Raw genomic sequence first — 17,497 nt, forward strand, 5'->3', positions numbered from 1 at the left:
AGTTTGCCGGCAACCGCGAAGCCGCCCTTCATCCCATGCGACGCCTATCCGCAAAGACGACTGGCCAGCCGGGTCTCGACACCCCATTCGACGGCCTTCGCCGTGATCAGACAGGAGAAATGAAATGATGTTTTCGGATCGCAAGCAGCAGCTTTTGCTGCAACGGCTCGCGGGCGCAGGTCTTCTGCACTCGGAGCAATCCGTCGCCAACGATCGCCCGCGGCGCGAAGAGCGCGACGGGCCCGCTGTCCTTTCCAACGCGCAAAGGCGGATGTGGTATCACTCCCAGCTTGCCGAAGGGTCCGCGGCCTATAATTTCTGCCTGGTGCTCCGGCCGGACGAAGACGCATCCCTTTCCGTCCCGGCCCTGACCGCAGCGCTGGAGCAGGTAATGCTCAGACACGAGATATTACGGACGAGGTACCGGGCCGGCGCCGACGGTGCGCCGCAGCAGGTCATCGAGCCCTATCTTGCGCCGGACGTGACGGAGATCGATCTGACGCCGGCATCGAACGAGTTTGCCGGGACGATCGAGGAAAGGCTGGACGACCTCGCATGCCGGGCCCGCGACCAGCCCTTCGATCTAAAGGTTGATGCGCCCCTGCGCGCGCTGGTGGTGCGAAGCGGCGCGGCTGTTATCGCCATCATCCTCGTCCTGCCCCACATCGCCGGAGACGGAGGGTCATTCGGAATCGTGCTCGCCGATCTGGAGCGGGCCTATGGGCATGGCGCCGGATCGGATGCGTCGCCGCCTGCGTCCAGCATCCGCTATTCGGACTATGCCTTGTGGGAGCAGCGGCATCTCGGCGATCCCAAAACACCGGCGAGCCTGCACGCCCGCCAACTGCGCTTCTGGGAGACCCAGCTGGCCGACCTTCCCGCGGAGATCCCGCTTCCCTTCGACCGCCCTCGCCCGACTACACCGAGCTTCTCCGGCAGCCAGGTGAGGGAATGGCTCGGGGAAGGGATGTCGGCAGCCCTGCGGCGAATGGCCGGAACCTACGGCGGTACGCCACTTGTCGCGCTACAGTGCGCCGTCGCCGTTGCTCTCGGCCGCGTGGGCGCCGGACAGGACATTCCCCTCGGCGCCGCAGTCGACCTACGCCATGATTCCTCGCTCGACCAGCTCGTGGGCTTCTTCAGCAATACGGTGGTCGTGCGTGTCGATCTAGGGCGGGATTCCGAATTCTCGGAGCTGTTCCAACGCGTCCATGACACCGGCCTCAAGGCCCTCGACAACAGCGATGCACCCTTTGAAAGCGTCGTCGAGCACATCAATCCGCCGCGCGCCGTCGCGCGAAATCCGCTCTTTGGCGTCATGGTGACCGCCACCAGACCCTGGCCCGTTCTGCGGTTCGGCGATACGACCCTGCGTCTCGAGGAGCCGCGGCAGACCCAGGCGAAGTTCGATCTGACCTTCGTCGTCCATGACGAAGGAGCGGGCGGACGGATCGGCGTGTCGCTGCTCTATGCCCGCGATCTCTTCGATGAAACCACGGCGCGACATCTGCTCGATCTGGTGATCGGCATCCTCGGGCAGGCAGCCCATCACCCACAGTTGCGGCTATCGCAATTCGCGGAATTCGGACACCGGTACTTGACCCCGCAGGCCTCCTCCCTTGCAACGATACTGGCGGCGCGTCAGGGAGCCTCCTCCACTACGATGCGCTCCATCCAGCTGGCCGACGGGGTTCGGCAAGCCGATGTCGTTGCGGCCCTTGTCGGCCTGCTCGGGCGGCACGACGCGCTGCGCCTGCGCCGCGACACGGAAAACGGACAATGGGACCTTGCCGCCACCGCCCGGCTCTGGGAGGCCCCTGTGCTGCTGGAACAGCCTGCAACCGCCGAGGATGCCGAGCGATTTGTCGCCTGGTTCGAGGTCCTTCCGGGAAGCGATTCCGCCACGCCCAAGCGCTTTCTGAAGCTGCAGGCGCCGGGGCGATGGATAGATGACGAGTCGTGGAACGTGCTGCTGGCGGAGCTTTCTCCGCTGCGGTCGGATGGCAGGTCCACGGCCCCGAACAGGGCGGCATCCTACGCCGACTGGTTGACCCGCACCGCCGACTTCGCGGCGGAGACGGCCATGGTCGCCCATACCCAATCCTGGCTCGACATGCTGGATGAGGCCGCCGATCGCGCGCCGACGGGCGGATTTTCCGACAATCTCTTCATATCGACCGAGCGCCGCATGGCACTCCCTGGCCTCGGGGAGAGGCCCGATCCGACGGCGCTCCGGGTTGCCACGATGGCTGCCCTCATCTGGACAAAGCGGCGGGCAGGCGCTCCGCTTCTGCTTGAGATCGATGAAGCCGATCGAGATCGCTTCGCCAACACCACCACGGGAACCGCCGCCGGATGGTGCAGACGACGTTTTCCTCTTCTCGTAGCGGCTCCGCAGGAAGGCGCCGCGGAAAGCCAGCTTTCGCCGCAGCGCATCGAAAGCTTCATCCGCGCCGCCCGTCATGTTCAAGGGCTCGATAACCCCGAGCCGGTGAGCGGCGACTTCGCCGCAAGCTATTTTCTCGCGCGCGACGTCAGCGCCGATGTTGCCGGCGCGCTCGATGATACGCCCCGACCCGACCTGACGCTTGCCATCATCATCACCGACGAGGGCGATGCACCGATCTCGTCTGAAGCTGATATCCACGAGGAAGGAGAGCGGTGGACGATCAGGATCGACCTGCGACGCAAGCAGGCATGGCTTGGCATTCGAGCGCGCCGCAGCGCCTCCGAAATCGACGCCCTCATCGACGCGTGGCGGGGCGTCCTTGCGGAATTCCTGGCAGCGGCCGCTCCCGCCGATGGCGGCGGACGATCCGAAAACGACGGAATCCTGGAATTGTCCCCCTGGGATCTGTGGCGTCTCGAGGAATCCTTCGGCACCGTGCGCGCGGTGCTGCCGCTCTCGCCTCTCCAGGAAGGCCTGCGCTTTCACGCCGTCGGCGCAGCGGAAGGCTCGAACGAGGTCTACATATCCCAGACCTCGTTGGATCTCATTGGCGAAATCGACCCCGATCGACTTCACCGGGCCGTCGAAAAGGCGATCAAACTGACGCCGACCGTTACCGCGGGCTTCGCGGAAATTGGCGGCAGGATGGTGCAGGTCGTGCCTGCCGATGTGAAGATTCCTTGGCGCTTCGAAAGGGCCGCCGACGAGGATCGGGCGAGGCTGATCGCCGACCAGGAATATGCGGCCCGGTTCGATGCCGCCCGTCCGCCCCTGATCCGGTTTGCGCTCATCGGCATGCCGGACGCCGACGCCGGCGGTCTCAATCGGCTTTTGTTGACGGCGCACCATATCCTGCTCGACGGCTGGTCGATCCGCCTCCTCTACCGCCTCATCGTCCAGCTCTACCTGGACCCCGCTGGCACGGCGCCTCCACCGTCCTTCGGGCGGTATCTGCGATGGTTCACGGGGCAGAATATGGCGGATGCCGAGACCGTATGGCACCAGGTGCTCGCCGGCAGCGAAGCGACGATCCTCTATCCCGCCGCCCGCGGCCTGGAGGCAAGCGTCGAGCACAGCCATGAGCGTGCACTCTCCATTGACGCCGGAACGACCGCGGCGCTTTCTCGGCTGGCCCGCTCGGCATCCACGACCCTTAGCACCGTCCTCGAGCTTGCGTGGGGCACACTCCTCATGCGGCTGAGCGGCGCTTCGAACGTCGTGTTCGGAAACGTCGTATCGGGCCGACCGGCGGACATCGAGCAGGTGAGCGAAATCATCGGCCTCCTGTTCAATACGGTTCCAGTGCGTGTGGAAGCCGCGGGACCGCAATCGGTAAAGGCGGCGCTCGGCGCTCTTCACGCGCAAAAGGCCGTTTCCCTTCGTCATTCTCATGTCAATCTCACGCGCCTGCAGCAGATCGCCGGGCATAGTCCGCTCTTCGACACGCTCTTTTCCGTCCAGAACCTGCCCGTTTTCGAATCTCCGGGAGACCAGGCCATCCGGATCGGGCATGCCAGTGTTCGCGACGCGACCCATTATCCCCTCAGCATGTCGGTCACGCCGAAGGGCGGGACGATCGATCTGCGGCTGATGTTCCGCAGCGACATCGTCGGGCGGGAGCAGGCCGAGGCGATCATCCATGCCTACGAGCACATATTGAACGCCTTTGCCCGGGATGCGGACCTCCCGCTGCTCGCTGTGAACGCCTTGCCGGAGACCAGCCTCCTGCTGCCGCGATCCATCTCGGGAGAAAACATGGAGATCGGTTCCCTCTCCGTTGCCGATCTGCTCGTCAAACAGGCGCTGGCCACGCCGGATGACAATGCCGTCACCTCCGGCGATGCCAGGCTCACCTTCGACCAGTTGGCGACAGCGGCGCACCGACTGGCGCATCTTCTCCAGGCGCGGGGTGTCTGGCCGGAGCATCGAGTCGCGCTGCTTTTGCCCCGCTCGGAGCTGATGATCGTGGCGCTGTTCGGTGTTTTCGCCGCCCATGCGGCCTATGTTCCGATCGATCCAGAGACGCCCGTCAGTCGGGTCCGCTCGATGCTGGACCAGTCGCAGCCAACCGTCATTCTCAGCGTCAGCGAGATGACGGCGCTTCTGCCCCCCGAATATGCTGATGACCCGCGGGTTGTGCTGCTCGACGACCCCGCCACGAAGGCCGAGCTTGAACGCCTCCCGAATACTCTGCCGGAAAGCGAGCGGCCGGCAGGCCTGAGGCATCTGGCCTATATCATCTTCACTTCGGGATCGACCGGAGAACCGAAGGGCGTCGCCGTGCCCTATATCGGGCTCACCAGCATGTTCATCAATCACAGGAAGGCCATCTTTGCGCCTGTTCTGGCCGCCCAGGGTGGCCGCCGGCTGAAGATCGCGCATACGACTTCATTCGCCTTCGACGCGTCCTGGGAGCAGCTGCTGTGGCTGCTGGCCGGGCACGAGGTGTATGTGATCGACGACGAACTCCGCCGGGATCCAGACCGGCTGCTGCCGTTATTCGATCGCGAGGAGATCGACGCCTTCGACGTCACCCCGACCTATGGCGGGTATCTTCTGGAGCACGGACTGCTCGAACGGGACCGCCCGCAGGGAAGGGACGGAACCGGCGTCGTCTTCGTCTCGCTCGGAGGCGAGGCGGTCGGCCAGGATCTGTGGACACGGCTGCGGGAGGCGCCAGGTGTCGGCGGCTACAACCTCTACGGTCCGACCGAATATACGATCAACGCACTTGGGGCGGACCTTGCCGAAAATTCCGAGCCGACCGTCGGCCGGCCGATCGCCAACACGGACGCACATATTCTCGACCCGGGACTGCATCCGGCGCCTGTGGGCGTCACCGGCGAACTCTATCTCGGCGGCGTGGGTCTGGCCCGCGGCTATGTCGGGCGGCCAGCAATGACGGCGGATCGCTTTGTTGCAAACCCCTTCGGCAATGCCGGAGAACGGATCTATCGCACCGGCGACCTGTGCCGCTGGCGGCCGGATGGGGGCATCGACTATCTCGGCCGGTCCGACAATCAGCTGAAAATTCGCGGCTATCGCATAGAACCGGCCGAAGTCGAAAACGCGCTGGTCGCGCAGACGGGGGTGAAGCGCGCCGCCGTCGTGGGAAACACCACCCCGGACGGTTCCGTACGCCTCATCGCCTATGTGGTATCCGACGCTCAGGTGGCCGACGCGGACAGCCTGCGCGAGCGGCTCCGGCTGCAACTCCCATCCTACATGGTGCCCGCCGTCATCGTTTTCGTGGAAGACCTGCCTAGAACCATCAACGGCAAGCTCGACATCGCGTCGCTCCCCAATCCGGCGACGGCGGAGGCCCGGACTGCGCTGCCGATCAACGAGACCGAGCGGATTATCTGCGATCTCTTCGCTTCCGTGCTGGACCGCCGGCCGATCGGCCGCTTCGACGACTTCTTCGAATCCGGCGGCCACTCCCTCCTCACCGTCCGGCTTGTGGGCCTGCTTCGCGATGTGATCGGCCCGGGCATCAACGTCCGGCAGATATACGATCACCCGACGCCCGCAGCCCTCGCCCTGTCCCTTGGGACGACACACGGGATCGCCCCTGTGCAGGCAGGCTCCGCCGATGCGGATCGCGAGACGGCGCTCATGCTCGCGGATCTGGTCCTGCCGCCCGACATTGCCGTCCCCGATCATGGGGGCATTACGCCACGGCCCGCTCTGGCAACCATCAACTCCGTGCTGCTCACCGGCGCCGCTGGCTTCATCGGCTCCTTCATCCTGGCCGAGTTGCTGCGGAATAGCGAGGCCAGGATTCATTGCCTAGTGCGCGCAAGGGATGAGGCGGGTGCCACGGCGCGGATGCGCCAGTCGCTGACCCTCCATGGCTTGTGGGACGATGTCTTTGAGCACCGAATCGTCGGGCTTCCCGGCGACCTGTCGCAGCCTCGTCTCGGACTGACTGAGGAGACGTTCGCCGCGCTTGCCGACGACCTCGATGTGATCATCCACAATGGCGGTGCGACGAACGAATTCGATCCATATTCGCGCCTCGCGGCGATCAATGTCGTGGGCGCGAAGGAGATCTTGCGGCTGGCAGCCGGGGGAAGCCGTGTCACGCCTGTCCATTTCGTCTCCACGGCTTCGGTCGTCGCGCGGCGTGGGGCAAATCCCCCCGTCATCGGGGAAAGCACCCGCCTGCCCATCGGCGAGGTGGAGAGTACCGGATATGTCCAGAGCAAGTGGGTGGCCGAAGAGCTGATGCACGCGGCCGCGGCAAGGGGCCTGTCCGTCACCATCCACCGGCCCGGTCGCGTTAGCGGACACAGCGTGACGGGAGCCTGCAGCACCAGCGTCGGCTTCTGGCATTTCATCCGGTCGATGCTTGTGCTTGGGGCAGTCCCCGCCTTGCGATCCGATCGCCTCACCCTTGCGCCAGTCGACTACGTGGCCAAGGCACTCGTTGCGCTTGTCGAGCGCGGGGATCCCGGCGCCACCTATCATCTCTCCAACCGCATGCAGACCAGCATCGGCGCCATTGTGGAGGCGGCGCAAAGGGCTGGCCATCATCTGGAAATCATGCCCTTCGAGGCTTGGCGCGAGCGCCTGGCACAGGCGGCGGAAGAGCGGACGAGGCGGGACGACGACTCCCTGTCGTCCATCCTGCTCCTCGTCGAGCACCTCGACAAGTATGACGGTCCGGCGGTGGAATCGGCGCTCGGCCAGGAAGCAGTCCAGGCCGCCTTGGCCGGCCTGGACATCGCGCCACCGCCGATAACGGATGCTGTGCTCGACCGCTACGTCGAACATTTCATCGCCACGGGCTTCTTTCCTCCCGCCGATGATGGGCGGGCAAGGTCTGCCCTTGCCTAATCGGTGCGATCGGACCTCTGCGCCGTCGACAGACGTGGACGGCGCAGGGACTGGAACAGCGCAGCCGAGCCGGCGCGCGGTTCCAGCATATGGCGATCCAGGATCGCCCATGTCCTGGCAAACCCGCCGTCGGTCTCGAAATCGATCCGGATCTCCGCGTTTTTGGGCATGCATTCGTCCAGCGACTGCACAATCGAAAAGCGCAGACGATCATCGTCGCCGATTCCGTTGAAGATGGCGGCGTCGAACCCGAAGAATTGCCGGACGACGGGATGCAATGCCTTGAAGATGGTTTCCTTGGCGGAAAAAATCAGGGTAGCCAAGAGAGCGGCGTCAAACCTCGTCTGCCGAAGAACCCGGTTGCGTTCCTCCGCGGACAGCGCCTCTTTCAAGATCGCGTCGAGAGCAGCGCCCGTCGCCACCTTTTCCACATCGATGCCCACCAGTCTGTTTTCATCGGCAACCAAGAGGCAGACGCATTTCCCGTGCGAATGGCTAATCGACCCGGATATCCCGATCGGCCAGACGGGCGCGCCCTGGTCACCAATGGCGATCGGAACGTTGCCGCGGCGGAGGCACTCCAGCGCGGCGCGCGCGAGAACACGCCCCGCCAGAAATTCGCCTTGGCGTTTCGCCACCGCGCCCGCCAGCCTTGAGGGAAAGTCGATATCGCAGGCCACGAACAGCGACGGGCTGTATGCTTCGACTTTGTAGTCCGCCTCCAGAGCGATAAGCCTGTCGGTCTCCATGCCGAAGATAGCGATCGCGCTCAGGAAGGGGTCTGCACATGCCGGCAGCTGAGAGAGATATCGCGATACAGGCTTCACATCCATGTTTCCGTCATCACGCAGCGTCCCGCCGGAATTCCGCTACGAAGTCCTGTTGCCACCCACGCCATTGATGAGCCAGCGCCATGTCCTGTCAAAATGCGCTTCCACATCTTCACGTGCGCTGAATTCATTGCTGCCCATCATTGCCGCGGCCGTCGGCAACGCGACCATACAGTGAATGAGATGGTTGGCGATATCATTTGCAACCCCCGCGCAGATCGCCCCGGCCTCCTGGGCTTCCTCCACCGTCCTTATCAACTTCGCCATGATCGGATCGGGCTGCGGCGGTATCGGTGCGGTTTTTTCGAACACGACGGTTTCGCTAAAGGTGATCCGCTTCAGCGCGATCAGCTCCGGCTCCATGTTGACGTGCAGAAGCTGCAGCAGCAGGGACTGCAGCCGTTTGAGAGGATCGCCAGTGACCAGCGGCAGTTCCGCGATCTTCGCGACGGCACTTCTGTGGGCGTGCTCGACCACGGCCTCGAACAAGGCCACCTTCGAGGAGAACCGGCGATAGACGGTGTCCTTGCCCGCGCCGCAATGGGCCGCGACCTGCTCCATGGACGTCCCGGCAAACCCCCTGCCCGCGAAAAGCTCCGTTGCGGCAAGAATGATCCGCTCGGCCGCCATATCCTGGAACGCTTTCGGGGGACGGCCCGGCCGCACCACTGCACTCACACTTTTTTCCATTGCCTTTTCCTGCGTTTAACCCCGTCCGACTATTGTGAGAACATCCCTCTGACATCAACAGATAAAAGTTGAGTGATGCATTCATATTAACTGGACAGGACGTACCCGTTTGATTATGAGATGTACCATAATCGGATTGCTCGGGCCATGGGGAACGTTCGTGAATCGTCATATTTCTGTTACGCAAATTTTGCTGGTGTCTACATTTCTGGTTCCGGCGCCGCAGGCGGCCTCCCAGGAAAAAGCCACGCCCTTGGCGCCCATCGTCGTTCAATCGCCGGGCAAGGACGATGACACGGCAAACAAGGTTCTCGCCAAGTCCACTCCATCCGCCACCAAGACCGCAACGCCGGTAATCGAGACGCCGCAATCGGTGACGACCGTCACCCGCAGACAGATCGATGAGCAGAACCCGCAGACCGTCAGCGAAGCGCTGCGCTATACCGCCGGTGTGCTCTCCGACAGGGACTCCAATGCCCGCTACGACTCGCTGTTCATTCGCGGGTTTGGAGCCTTCGGGACCGCAACCAGCTACGTCAACTACCTGGACGGCCTCAAGCTGCAGCGCGGTCAGGCTTTCGCCACGCCGTCCATCGATCCGTTCTTCCTCGACCATATCGATGTCCTGAAAGGTCCGTCCGCGCTGCTCTACGGACAGGTCAGCCCAGGCGGCCTGGTAAACCAGGTCAGTCGCGCGCCATCGGATGTCCAGTCGAACGAAATCAGGATCGAAGGCGGAACCGATGGTCGCATCCAGACCGGCCTTTATTCGACAGGGCCGGTCACCACCGACGGGACGTGGCAATATGGGCTCGCCACCGTCGGCCGCTCCTCGGGCACCCGCTACGACGATGTCGACGAGAAGCGTTTCGGCATCGCGCCGGCTCTCAAGTGGCAGCCCGACGCGACGACGTCCCTCACATTTTCCGGCTATTATCAGCGGGATCCCGAGGGTGGCTACTTCAATTCGATTTATCCGAAATTCCTGTCTCCGGCTGGCCTTGCCGGCTATCTCGGCCCCAAGCTCAATGTCGGGGACCCCAGCTATGACAGTTTCGAGCGCGAGCAATACGGGGTCGGCTACCAGTTTGAACATAGCTTCGACAACCAAGTGACGGTCCGCTCCAATTTCCGATATTCCGGTGTGAATTCCGAGCTGCATTCACTTCAGATGAACGGCCCGATGTCGGCGGCGGGCATCATTCCGCGCTGGGCCGTCGAGTCCATCGAGGATGCCAAGGGCTTCTCGTTTGACAACCAGGCGGAATTCAAGGTCGATACAGGTGCTGTGAACCACACGCTTCTCGCCGGCGTCGATATTCAACGCACCGACAGCAGTTGGCAATATCTGCTCGGCGGGGCAACGCCGCTTGATGTCACAAACCCCGTCTACGGCCAGCCGGTTGGACCGTTCGTGAAAGCGAACGACACCGACCTGTCCCTGCGCCAGACCGGGATCTACCTTCAAGATCAGATCGAACTCGGCGGCCTGCGCGGCGTCTTCGGCGTGCGCCACGATTGGGCGGACCAAGAAACGGACAACCTGCTCGCCGGAACATCGTCCGACCAGTCGGACAGCGCGACGAGCTATCGGGCCGGCCTTCTCTATCTCTTCGATAACGGTATCGCGCCCTTCGCCAGCTATTCCACCTCATTCGAACCCTCCACCAGCACGGGCGCGGGCGGCGCAGCGTTCAAGCCGACCGATGCACAGCAATATGAGGTGGGGATAAAGTATCAGCCCACGGGGTTCGACGCGCTATTCACCGTGTCGGCCTTCGATATCCGCCAGCAGAACGTCGTTTCTTACGACGCCGCATCGGGTTTCAACGTTCAGCAGGGCGAGATCCATTCGCGCGGGGTGGAATTCGAAGCGAGGGGTAATGTAACGAGCAATATCGAGCTGATCGGCGCGTTTTCCCTTCTCGATACGACGGTCTCCAAATCGTTCGACACATCCCTCATCGGCAATCGTCCGCAGGCCGTGCCACGGTATTTCGGTTCGCTCTGGGCCAATTATACCGTTGACAGCGGTGCACTGGAGGGACTGGGCATTGGCGGCGGCGTGCGTTTTGTCGGATCGAGCTACAGCGACGACGCCAATACGGTGAAAGCCGATGGATATACCTTGCTGGATGCGGCGCTGCGGTACGACTTTGGTGCGAAAAACCGGAAGCTAAAGGGTCTTCAGGCGACGCTGAACGTCACCAATCTGCTCGACAAGGAATACTATTCCTCCTGCAGTTCCGAATATTATTGCCAGTACGGAAACGGCAGAACGCTTCTCGCGGGCCTGAAGTACAAGTGGTGACGAACGTTGAAGATCGATAGACGCCAATTCTGCGCCTCCATCGCCGCCGCCGGCATCCTGCTGGGCGCAAGACCGCTCCTGGCGGCGGAACCGGTCACGGTCGTCGACTTAGCCGGGCGCACGGTGCGTCTCCCGGCGCCGCCCAGACGTATCATTTTGCTGGAAGGCCACGATCTGCTGACGATGTCACTCCTCCATCCGGATCCCGCAGCTCTCGTTGCGGGTTGGGCGGCTGTCGACAGGATCGACAGCAAGACCCTGGAAAAGCGACTGCGGAACAATCACGCGCTGGCGGAGGTCGGCAAGCAGGGGCCCGACACCGTGTCGCTGGAAGGCGTGATCGGCCTCATGCCCGACCTCATCGTCACCACGGAGTTCATGACGCCGGGTGGCGACGGGAATCCGCTGCTGGAGCGTCTGAAGCTGCTCGATATTCCCGTCGTTTTCAGTGATGCCTCGAGCAACGGACCGGTCGATGGCCAATCGCCCGATCCGATCGCACAACTCGAAATCTCGATGCGAATGTGGGGCACCCTTCTCGGTAAAACGGCGAAGGCGGACGCGTTTACAGCCTTCGTGAGACGGCAGATGGCAGGCATCGCCGCACGGGTTTCCGGCAAACCGGCCGTGACGACCTATCTCGAAGTCCAGTCCACGCTCGATGATTGCTGCTGGGCCGCAGGGCAGAAGGTCTGGGGCGAATTGCTGGCCTTGGCCGGCGGCGCGCCGCTGCCCGGCATCACCGCGCCGTGGTTTCAGAAGCTGTCGCTCGAATACCTGCTATCCACCAGCTTCGACGTCTACATCGCCTCGGGCGGCGGGTGGGCGTCCGGCAGCAGACCTGCGATCGGTCCGGAGATCGACCCCAAGGAGGGCCAGGAGGGATTGCAGCGCCTGATCGACGGCCGGCCCGGCTTCGATGCCTTGCCGAGCGTTCACGCCAGGCGCGTGCACGGGATCTGGACCGGACTGATCACCAATCTGCCTCTCAACATCCTGTTCGTGGCGCAAGCGGCGAAATGGCTTCATCCCGAAGAATGCGCCGACCTCGACACAGCGGCGATCCTCGACAGCATCAACACCCAGTTCGCAGCCTTTCCGATCGAGGGACCTTTGTGGACCTCGATATAAGCCTATGGAGCCAGTCCGGATGTTACCGAGTTCGTTGAAGACATATCGAGCCACCGCCGTGGTGCGATTTCCCGGGATCGACGCGTACGTGGATCCGATCCTTGAGGCGATCGCCACCCACGACATGGTCGTGGAGGCGGCGGAGGGGATACATCATTTCCGGTCGTCTTTCGGCCATGCCACGCTCGAAGTCCTCGAGGACGGCTTCCGGCTGACGGCCGAGGCTCCGGACGCCGGCGGTCTCAACCGGGTGAAACATGCGCTGGTCGGGCCGATCGGCTTCATCGCCGCCCGAGAGACGATGGACATTCTATGGGAGGGCGATCATGCGGAGCCTGCATTGCCCGACGATCTACGGATTCTGCAGGTGACGTTGATCGAGGACATTGCTCCACGCCTCCGCCGCATAACGTTTCGCGGCGAAAATCTGGAGCGCTACGACCGCGCCGATCAGTTGCACTGTCGACTTATTTTTCAGCCCCGCGGCATCAGCGAGCCCCTGTGGCCCATGCTCGATCACCGCGGCCATGTTGTCTGGCCGGACGCTGTCGCGGTGCCGACGCGCGTCTACACCATCCGGCATATCCATGCCGCCCGGCGGGAAATCGCCGTCGACTTCGCCCTTCACTCAAACCCCGGCCCCGCAACGCAATGGGCCATGGACGCCAGACAGGGCGACGTCGTCGGCATTCTGGGTCCGGCCGCGCACGGGCCGAAAGATGCCGGGTTCTATGTGCTGATCGCGGATGAAACAGGATTGCCGGGGGTTGCCCGGATCGTTGAAACCCTGCCTGCCACGGCAACCGGCCTTGCATTCATAGAGGTGGATTCCGATGCCGACGAATTGCCGATGCGCTGTCCCGAGGGGATGTCGATCGTCTGGCTGCACAGGAACGGCGCCGACCCCGGCACGACGACCTTGCTGCAGGATGCCCTACGAAGGGTAGAGTGGCCCGACAATGCGGACAGGACCTTCGTATGGGGTGGATGCGAACACAAGGCGTTCAGCGCCATTCATCGGCATCTGAAAACGGAAGTCGGGCTGCCGAGAGACCGCTTCCTCCTGTACTCCCACTGGCATCGGTCACTCAGCGAGGAAGAAATCATCGCAATAGGCGGCGAGGCATATCTCCCGGAGTAAGGCCAAGCGTATGATCGATCGAAAAGGGCAGCATTGACCGGCCTGCTTGCGTGTGGCCGATCGCCTTTTTGTGTGTGTCGGCTGTTATAATGAGCGGATTTAAGCGACGAGCGTCTCTACGCGAGGCGCATGAGCTGGCCCTTTATACGGCGGAGCCTGCTCGGCATGCCGTCGAATGGTATACGCGCCTTGGCTATCGCTTCATTGAAAATGCGCAGTGGTCGTATACGAACTATCGAAGCGTAATCCTCAGCAAGCCGCCTGCAAGCGCTCTAGAACGTTAGCATGCTGCATTTCGTTTACCTTTCCGACCTTCATCTTTTCCCGCCGGGAAGCGCGGGCGTAATATCTCTGTGAATCGGCATACATAAATGCCCTTAGTAACGTGGGGGATAACAAGCGTTTATCATGCGCATCGGCATCGGGACCCTTCGCCGATATACAGTGAATGATTTCGGCCGGTAATATGCTAAACCCGACGGCCGCGAGGCCGCCAGAAACACTGTTCCGAAGCCCGGCGATGCCCAAGAAAGCCTTGCCTCCTGTTGAACGCCGCGCCGAAGAACTCGACACCATCGCCGCGGTGTTGCCGCTCGAGCGCCGTGACGAACTGGCCGAGCTTGGCGCGCTGCAACCGGCATCCAGCGAGATTGATAGATGTGGGGAGGAACCGAGTTAAGGCTTTCGGCAGTGAGCGCTCAGTATTTTCGGTTTGCTGTCGACCTGAGATGTTCGTAGCGATGATTACCATTTAAATTGACGGCGAAGTTCTGAACCTGGCGAATGCCCGAGAAGCCCCTAACCTTCGGAAACTCACCGGCGGCTTTGACGCCGGGAAAGCGCTCGGCGAGCACCGTGAGGGCTTCCTCCAGCTCCGCCCTCGCCAGCGCTTCCCCGAGACAACGATGCGCCCCTCCGCCGAAAACCGGATGCCATTTCAACTGCTCGCGGGAGATGTCGAAGCGCTCCGGCTCCGGATATAGCTTTTCATCCCTGAGGGCGGACATGGTCACCAGGGAACACGCTTTGTGGGCTGGAAGAACGTATCCGTCGAGTTCGATATCCATCGTGGTGACGCGGGGCACCGAGCCGATTGCCGGTTCATAGCGAAGGCATTCCAGGACCGCGTTCGGCACCAGATCGCGATTTTCAACGACAGCGTTCCACTGATCCGGATGCTGGAGGAGCAGGGAGAGCTGAATGACCATCGCGGAGCGGGTCGTGTCGCTGCCACCGACAATCAGGGTCATGATCTGGGTGATGGCTTCCTCGGCCGTCAGCGATCCCTCCTCTTCGACGTTGGACATAAACTCGCTGACGAAATCATCCGCCTTTTCATGGCTGCGCCTGGTCACGATCTCCCCGACATAGCGCCGAAGATCGGCCGCCGCCTGCTGCAATTCGGGCACGTCCTGCGCAAGCCAGGAGCCGCCCAGCAGCGGGCTGAAACGGTAGACGATCTCTGAAAATTTGCCCACATCGTCTCGCGGCAGGCCGAGGATCGACGCAATCACCCTTGCCGGAATAACGGTCGCGAAATCGTCGAGCATGTCCATGTAGCCGTTGGGCGTTACGGCATCCGCAATCTCGGAAATCGTCTGCCTGATATGCGGGCGCAGCGCAGCAATCATCCTGAATGCGAATGTCTTTGCCATCGGCGACCGCCGCCGCGTGTGAGCATCGCCATTCGAGGTCAGCATGCCGTTTGTAATGAAATCCCAGATCGGCCCGTCCTTGACGCCCCGCAGAGTGATCAGCTCTGTTTCCACCTGCCGCGTCTTGGCATCGCTGTAGAGGTTGAGAACATCATCGGCGCGCAGGACCAGATAGACGCCGGCTTCGGACCGGATGAACGGCAGTTCGCCTCGAAAGTGGCGATAAACCTCGTGTGGATTGCTGGCGAGGGTCTCCATCGAAAGCGTCGGGACGTCGCTGGCATCGGATCCGCTGGATGATTTGAAACTGGTCATCGAATTCCTGCCATGTTGATATGAAATGCTACGCTTAAAGAATAGCGCCTATTAATTCGGTGCAGTGAGGCTTAGGCTGATTGCTCTCGCCCTTCAGCCATAGGGGCTTGAAAACGACAAACTTGCCGACTTCAGGGTGGAGCACCTCAGACGCGCCAGTCATATCGTCACTATCGTGCTTAGGTGTCCGCCCATCGGTAAGACCCAAATCTTGCATTCACTCTGCGGGATACACTTAGGGTCTCGCTTTAAGCACTTACATTTCTTTACAACCGGGATCCTAAAGCTTCCTCGAAGCCAACTTAAAATCCGGGCGGTGAAGCGCGCGCTTTGCCGCATCTTCTTCTGCGTCTCGTTGTTTCAACCTCAGCCGAGAACGTGATCACAAACCCGTGATGTGACAAATGATAGTTTCATGACGGATCATGTCATTGATATTTAGGCATACTTTTTTTGAATCGTGGCAGCACGCAAAAATTCTCGCCGTATTCTTGCCGTAATTGCTGCGACTGATAGCGAGATCCGCATTTTTGGTGAAGGGCGACGATCAGACGAATCCGTCCCATGAAAGCCGCACCGTTTGTGCTTCGGCATGCCTGACGTGACGCGCTCTTTCGTCTCCCGATCACGTTGCTCGTCGATCAGGAGTTGCGAACAATAACTTTAACTTCTTGTCCTTGAAGGGTCTAGACGCTGCAGCAATTGGCGAACTGGTGTGATCGAGAGGTGAGGACGGGCATAATTCAATCTTTTCGCCCGTGCTCTTTGGGCTATATCAAGTGGTTAACGCCTGACATAAGAGTCCGGTATGGGATTCCCTTTGCTGGGTTGGCATGCGAGTCTGGCGCATGCGCACAGGAATATCGTTCACCGTTTCGCCAACCGATCACCAACGCCTGATGGCCTTGACCAGGGATCGCAATGCCCCCCAAAAGCACCTGGCGGGCCGAGATCATCCTGCTGAGTGCCGATGGCGTCGGAACTGTCGAGATTATGCGCCAGACCGGCAAATCGAAGACCTGCGTATGGCGCTGGCAAGAGCGCTTCGCCACAGAAGGCGTCGAGGGTCTCCTGCGCGACAAGACGCGGCCGTCGCGTATTGTGCGGCTCGGACCCGATGTCGCCGAGCGTGTGGTGGCCCTGACGCTGGCTGATCCGCCGGGCGAGACGACGCACTGGACGGCCGACATGATGGCGACGGCCGCCGGCATCAGCGCCAGCGCAGTCAGGCGTATCTGGAAAGCGCATGGCCTCGCACCTCATCGGTGGCGGCAGTTCAAATTGTCCAACGACCCGAAATTCGTCGACAAGCTGCGAGACGTTGTCGGCCTCTGTGTTGATCCGCCAGCCCACGCCATCGTGTTGTCGGTCGATGAGAAAAGCCAAATCCAGGCGCTCGACCGCACCCAGCCGGGCCTGCCGATGAAGAGGGGCCGGCTCGGTACCATGACCCACGACTACAAGCGGCACGGCACAACCACGCTGTTTGCCGCCCCCAACGTGCTCGACGGCACCGTCATAGGCCGCAACATGCAGCGTCATCGTCATCAGGAGTTCATTCGCTTCCTCAACGCCATTAACGTCCAGGTGCCGGACGACAAGGCTGTCCACGTCATTCTCGACAACTATGCTGCCCACAAGCATCCCAAGGTGAGAGCCTGGCTCGACCGTTACGAGCGTTTCACCTTCCACTTCACTCCGACCTCAAGCTCATGGCTCAACGCGGTGGAGGGTTTCTTCGCCAGGCTGTCGAAGCGGCGTCTAAAACACGGCGTTTTCCATTCCGTCGTCGATCTTCAGGCCGCCATCAACCGTTTCCTCGTTGAGCACAACAAAAAGCCGAAGCCCTTCACTTGGACCGCCGATCCCGACAAAATCATCGCCGCTGTCAAACGCGGGCACCAGGCGTTAGATTCGATCCACTAGCACAGGGCAATATGTGATAATAACTTTCAAAGCCCGTCTCCTACGCATGAGGCTTTGCGCGAGGTTAACTTTACGCAACCCTCGATACCCTACACATTGTGAGACAGGTCCCCAGCCCCGGGCGAAAATTTCGTCTGGCGCGGCAGATTGCGAAAGATATGTGCTTGGTAAGGAGCATTGCTACGCAGAGCGGTACGCGGTGGGTTATTG

At 61.8% G+C, this 17,497-nt stretch carries 8 protein-coding genes and 1 pseudogene; 6 read left to right on the forward strand and 3 right to left on the reverse strand.

Annotation, left to right across the window (positions count from 1 at the left end; translation table 11 throughout):
* Positions 1 to 124: 124 nt before the first annotated feature.
* Positions 125 to 7,288 carry a non-ribosomal peptide synthetase gene (locus J5274_RS24935; RefSeq protein ID WP_219276000.1) on the forward strand — a complete coding sequence of 2,388 codons (7,164 nt, stop codon included), beginning with the start codon at positions 125 to 127 and terminating at the stop codon, positions 7,286 to 7,288.
* On the opposite strand, the gene J5274_RS24940 is transcribed toward J5274_RS24935, so the two are convergent.
* The gene (locus tag J5274_RS24940) at positions 7,285 to 7,968 is read right to left on the reverse strand and encodes a 4'-phosphopantetheinyl transferase (RefSeq protein ID WP_219276002.1); all 684 of its coding nucleotides are present in this window, start codon (positions 7,966 to 7,968) and stop codon (positions 7,285 to 7,287) included. The genes J5274_RS24935 and J5274_RS24940 overlap by 4 nt on opposite strands.
* 189 nt (positions 7,969 to 8,157) lie before the next feature.
* Entirely contained in the window at positions 8,158 to 8,808 is a 651-nt protein-coding gene (locus J5274_RS24945) for a TetR/AcrR family transcriptional regulator (protein ID WP_111221317.1), read from the reverse strand.
* 115 nt (positions 8,809 to 8,923) lie between these two features.
* Here J5274_RS24945 and J5274_RS24950 point away from each other — a divergent pair, with 115 nt between their 5' ends.
* The 4 genes from J5274_RS24950 (at position 8,924) to J5274_RS24965 (ending at position 14,070) form a co-directional block, all read left to right on the forward strand.
* A complete protein-coding gene (locus J5274_RS24950; protein ID WP_219276004.1) occupies positions 8,924 to 11,119 on the forward strand; it encodes a TonB-dependent siderophore receptor in 2,196 nt (731 codons plus the stop codon).
* A 6-nt stretch (positions 11,120 to 11,125) separates the two neighbouring features.
* Complete coding sequence (locus J5274_RS24955; protein WP_219276005.1) at positions 11,126 to 12,250, forward strand: ABC transporter substrate-binding protein; 1,125 nt, start codon at positions 11,126 to 11,128, stop codon at positions 12,248 to 12,250.
* Between the two features lie 88 nt (positions 12,251 to 12,338).
* The gene (locus J5274_RS24960; protein WP_257625759.1) at positions 12,339 to 13,391 is read left to right on the forward strand and encodes a siderophore-interacting protein; all 1,053 of its coding nucleotides are present in this window, start codon (positions 12,339 to 12,341) and stop codon (positions 13,389 to 13,391) included.
* A 520-nt stretch (positions 13,392 to 13,911) separates the two neighbouring features.
* The gene (locus J5274_RS24965; protein ID WP_219276054.1) at positions 13,912 to 14,070 is read left to right on the forward strand and encodes a hypothetical protein; all 159 of its coding nucleotides are present in this window, start codon (positions 13,912 to 13,914) and stop codon (positions 14,068 to 14,070) included.
* A gap of 19 nt (positions 14,071 to 14,089) precedes the next feature.
* On the opposite strand, the gene J5274_RS24970 is transcribed toward J5274_RS24965, so the two are convergent.
* Entirely contained in the window at positions 14,090 to 15,361 is a 1,272-nt protein-coding gene (locus J5274_RS24970; protein ID WP_219276009.1) for a cytochrome P450, read from the reverse strand.
* Positions 15,362 to 16,209: 848 nt separating this feature from the next.
* Here J5274_RS24970 and J5274_RS24975 point away from each other — a divergent pair.
* A pseudogene (locus J5274_RS24975) lies at positions 16,210 to 17,287 on the forward strand (IS630 family transposase).
* Positions 17,288 to 17,497 lie beyond the last annotated feature (210 nt).

This window comes from Rhizobium sp. L51/94 (genome assembly GCF_019355555.1).
Lineage (GTDB): Bacteria > Pseudomonadota > Alphaproteobacteria > Rhizobiales > Rhizobiaceae > Rhizobium > Rhizobium rhododendri.

What these genes read in the sequence shown, in the direction of transcription:
- J5274_RS24935 (WP_219276000.1), top strand. Translation starts at nt 125, where the DNA reads ATGATGTTTTCGGATCGCAAGCAGCAGCTTTTGCTGCAACGGCTCGCG.
- J5274_RS24945 (WP_111221317.1), bottom strand. Translation starts at nt 8,808, where the DNA reads ATGGAAAAAAGTGTGAGTGCAGTGGTGCGGCCGGGCCGTCCCCCGAAA.
- J5274_RS24950 (WP_219276004.1), top strand. Translation starts at nt 8,924, where the DNA reads ATGAGATGTACCATAATCGGATTGCTCGGGCCATGGGGAACGTTCGTG.
- J5274_RS24965 (WP_219276054.1), top strand. Translation starts at nt 13,912, where the DNA reads ATGCCCAAGAAAGCCTTGCCTCCTGTTGAACGCCGCGCCGAAGAACTC.
- J5274_RS24970 (WP_219276009.1), bottom strand. Translation starts at nt 15,361, where the DNA reads ATGACCAGTTTCAAATCATCCAGCGGATCCGATGCCAGCGACGTCCCG.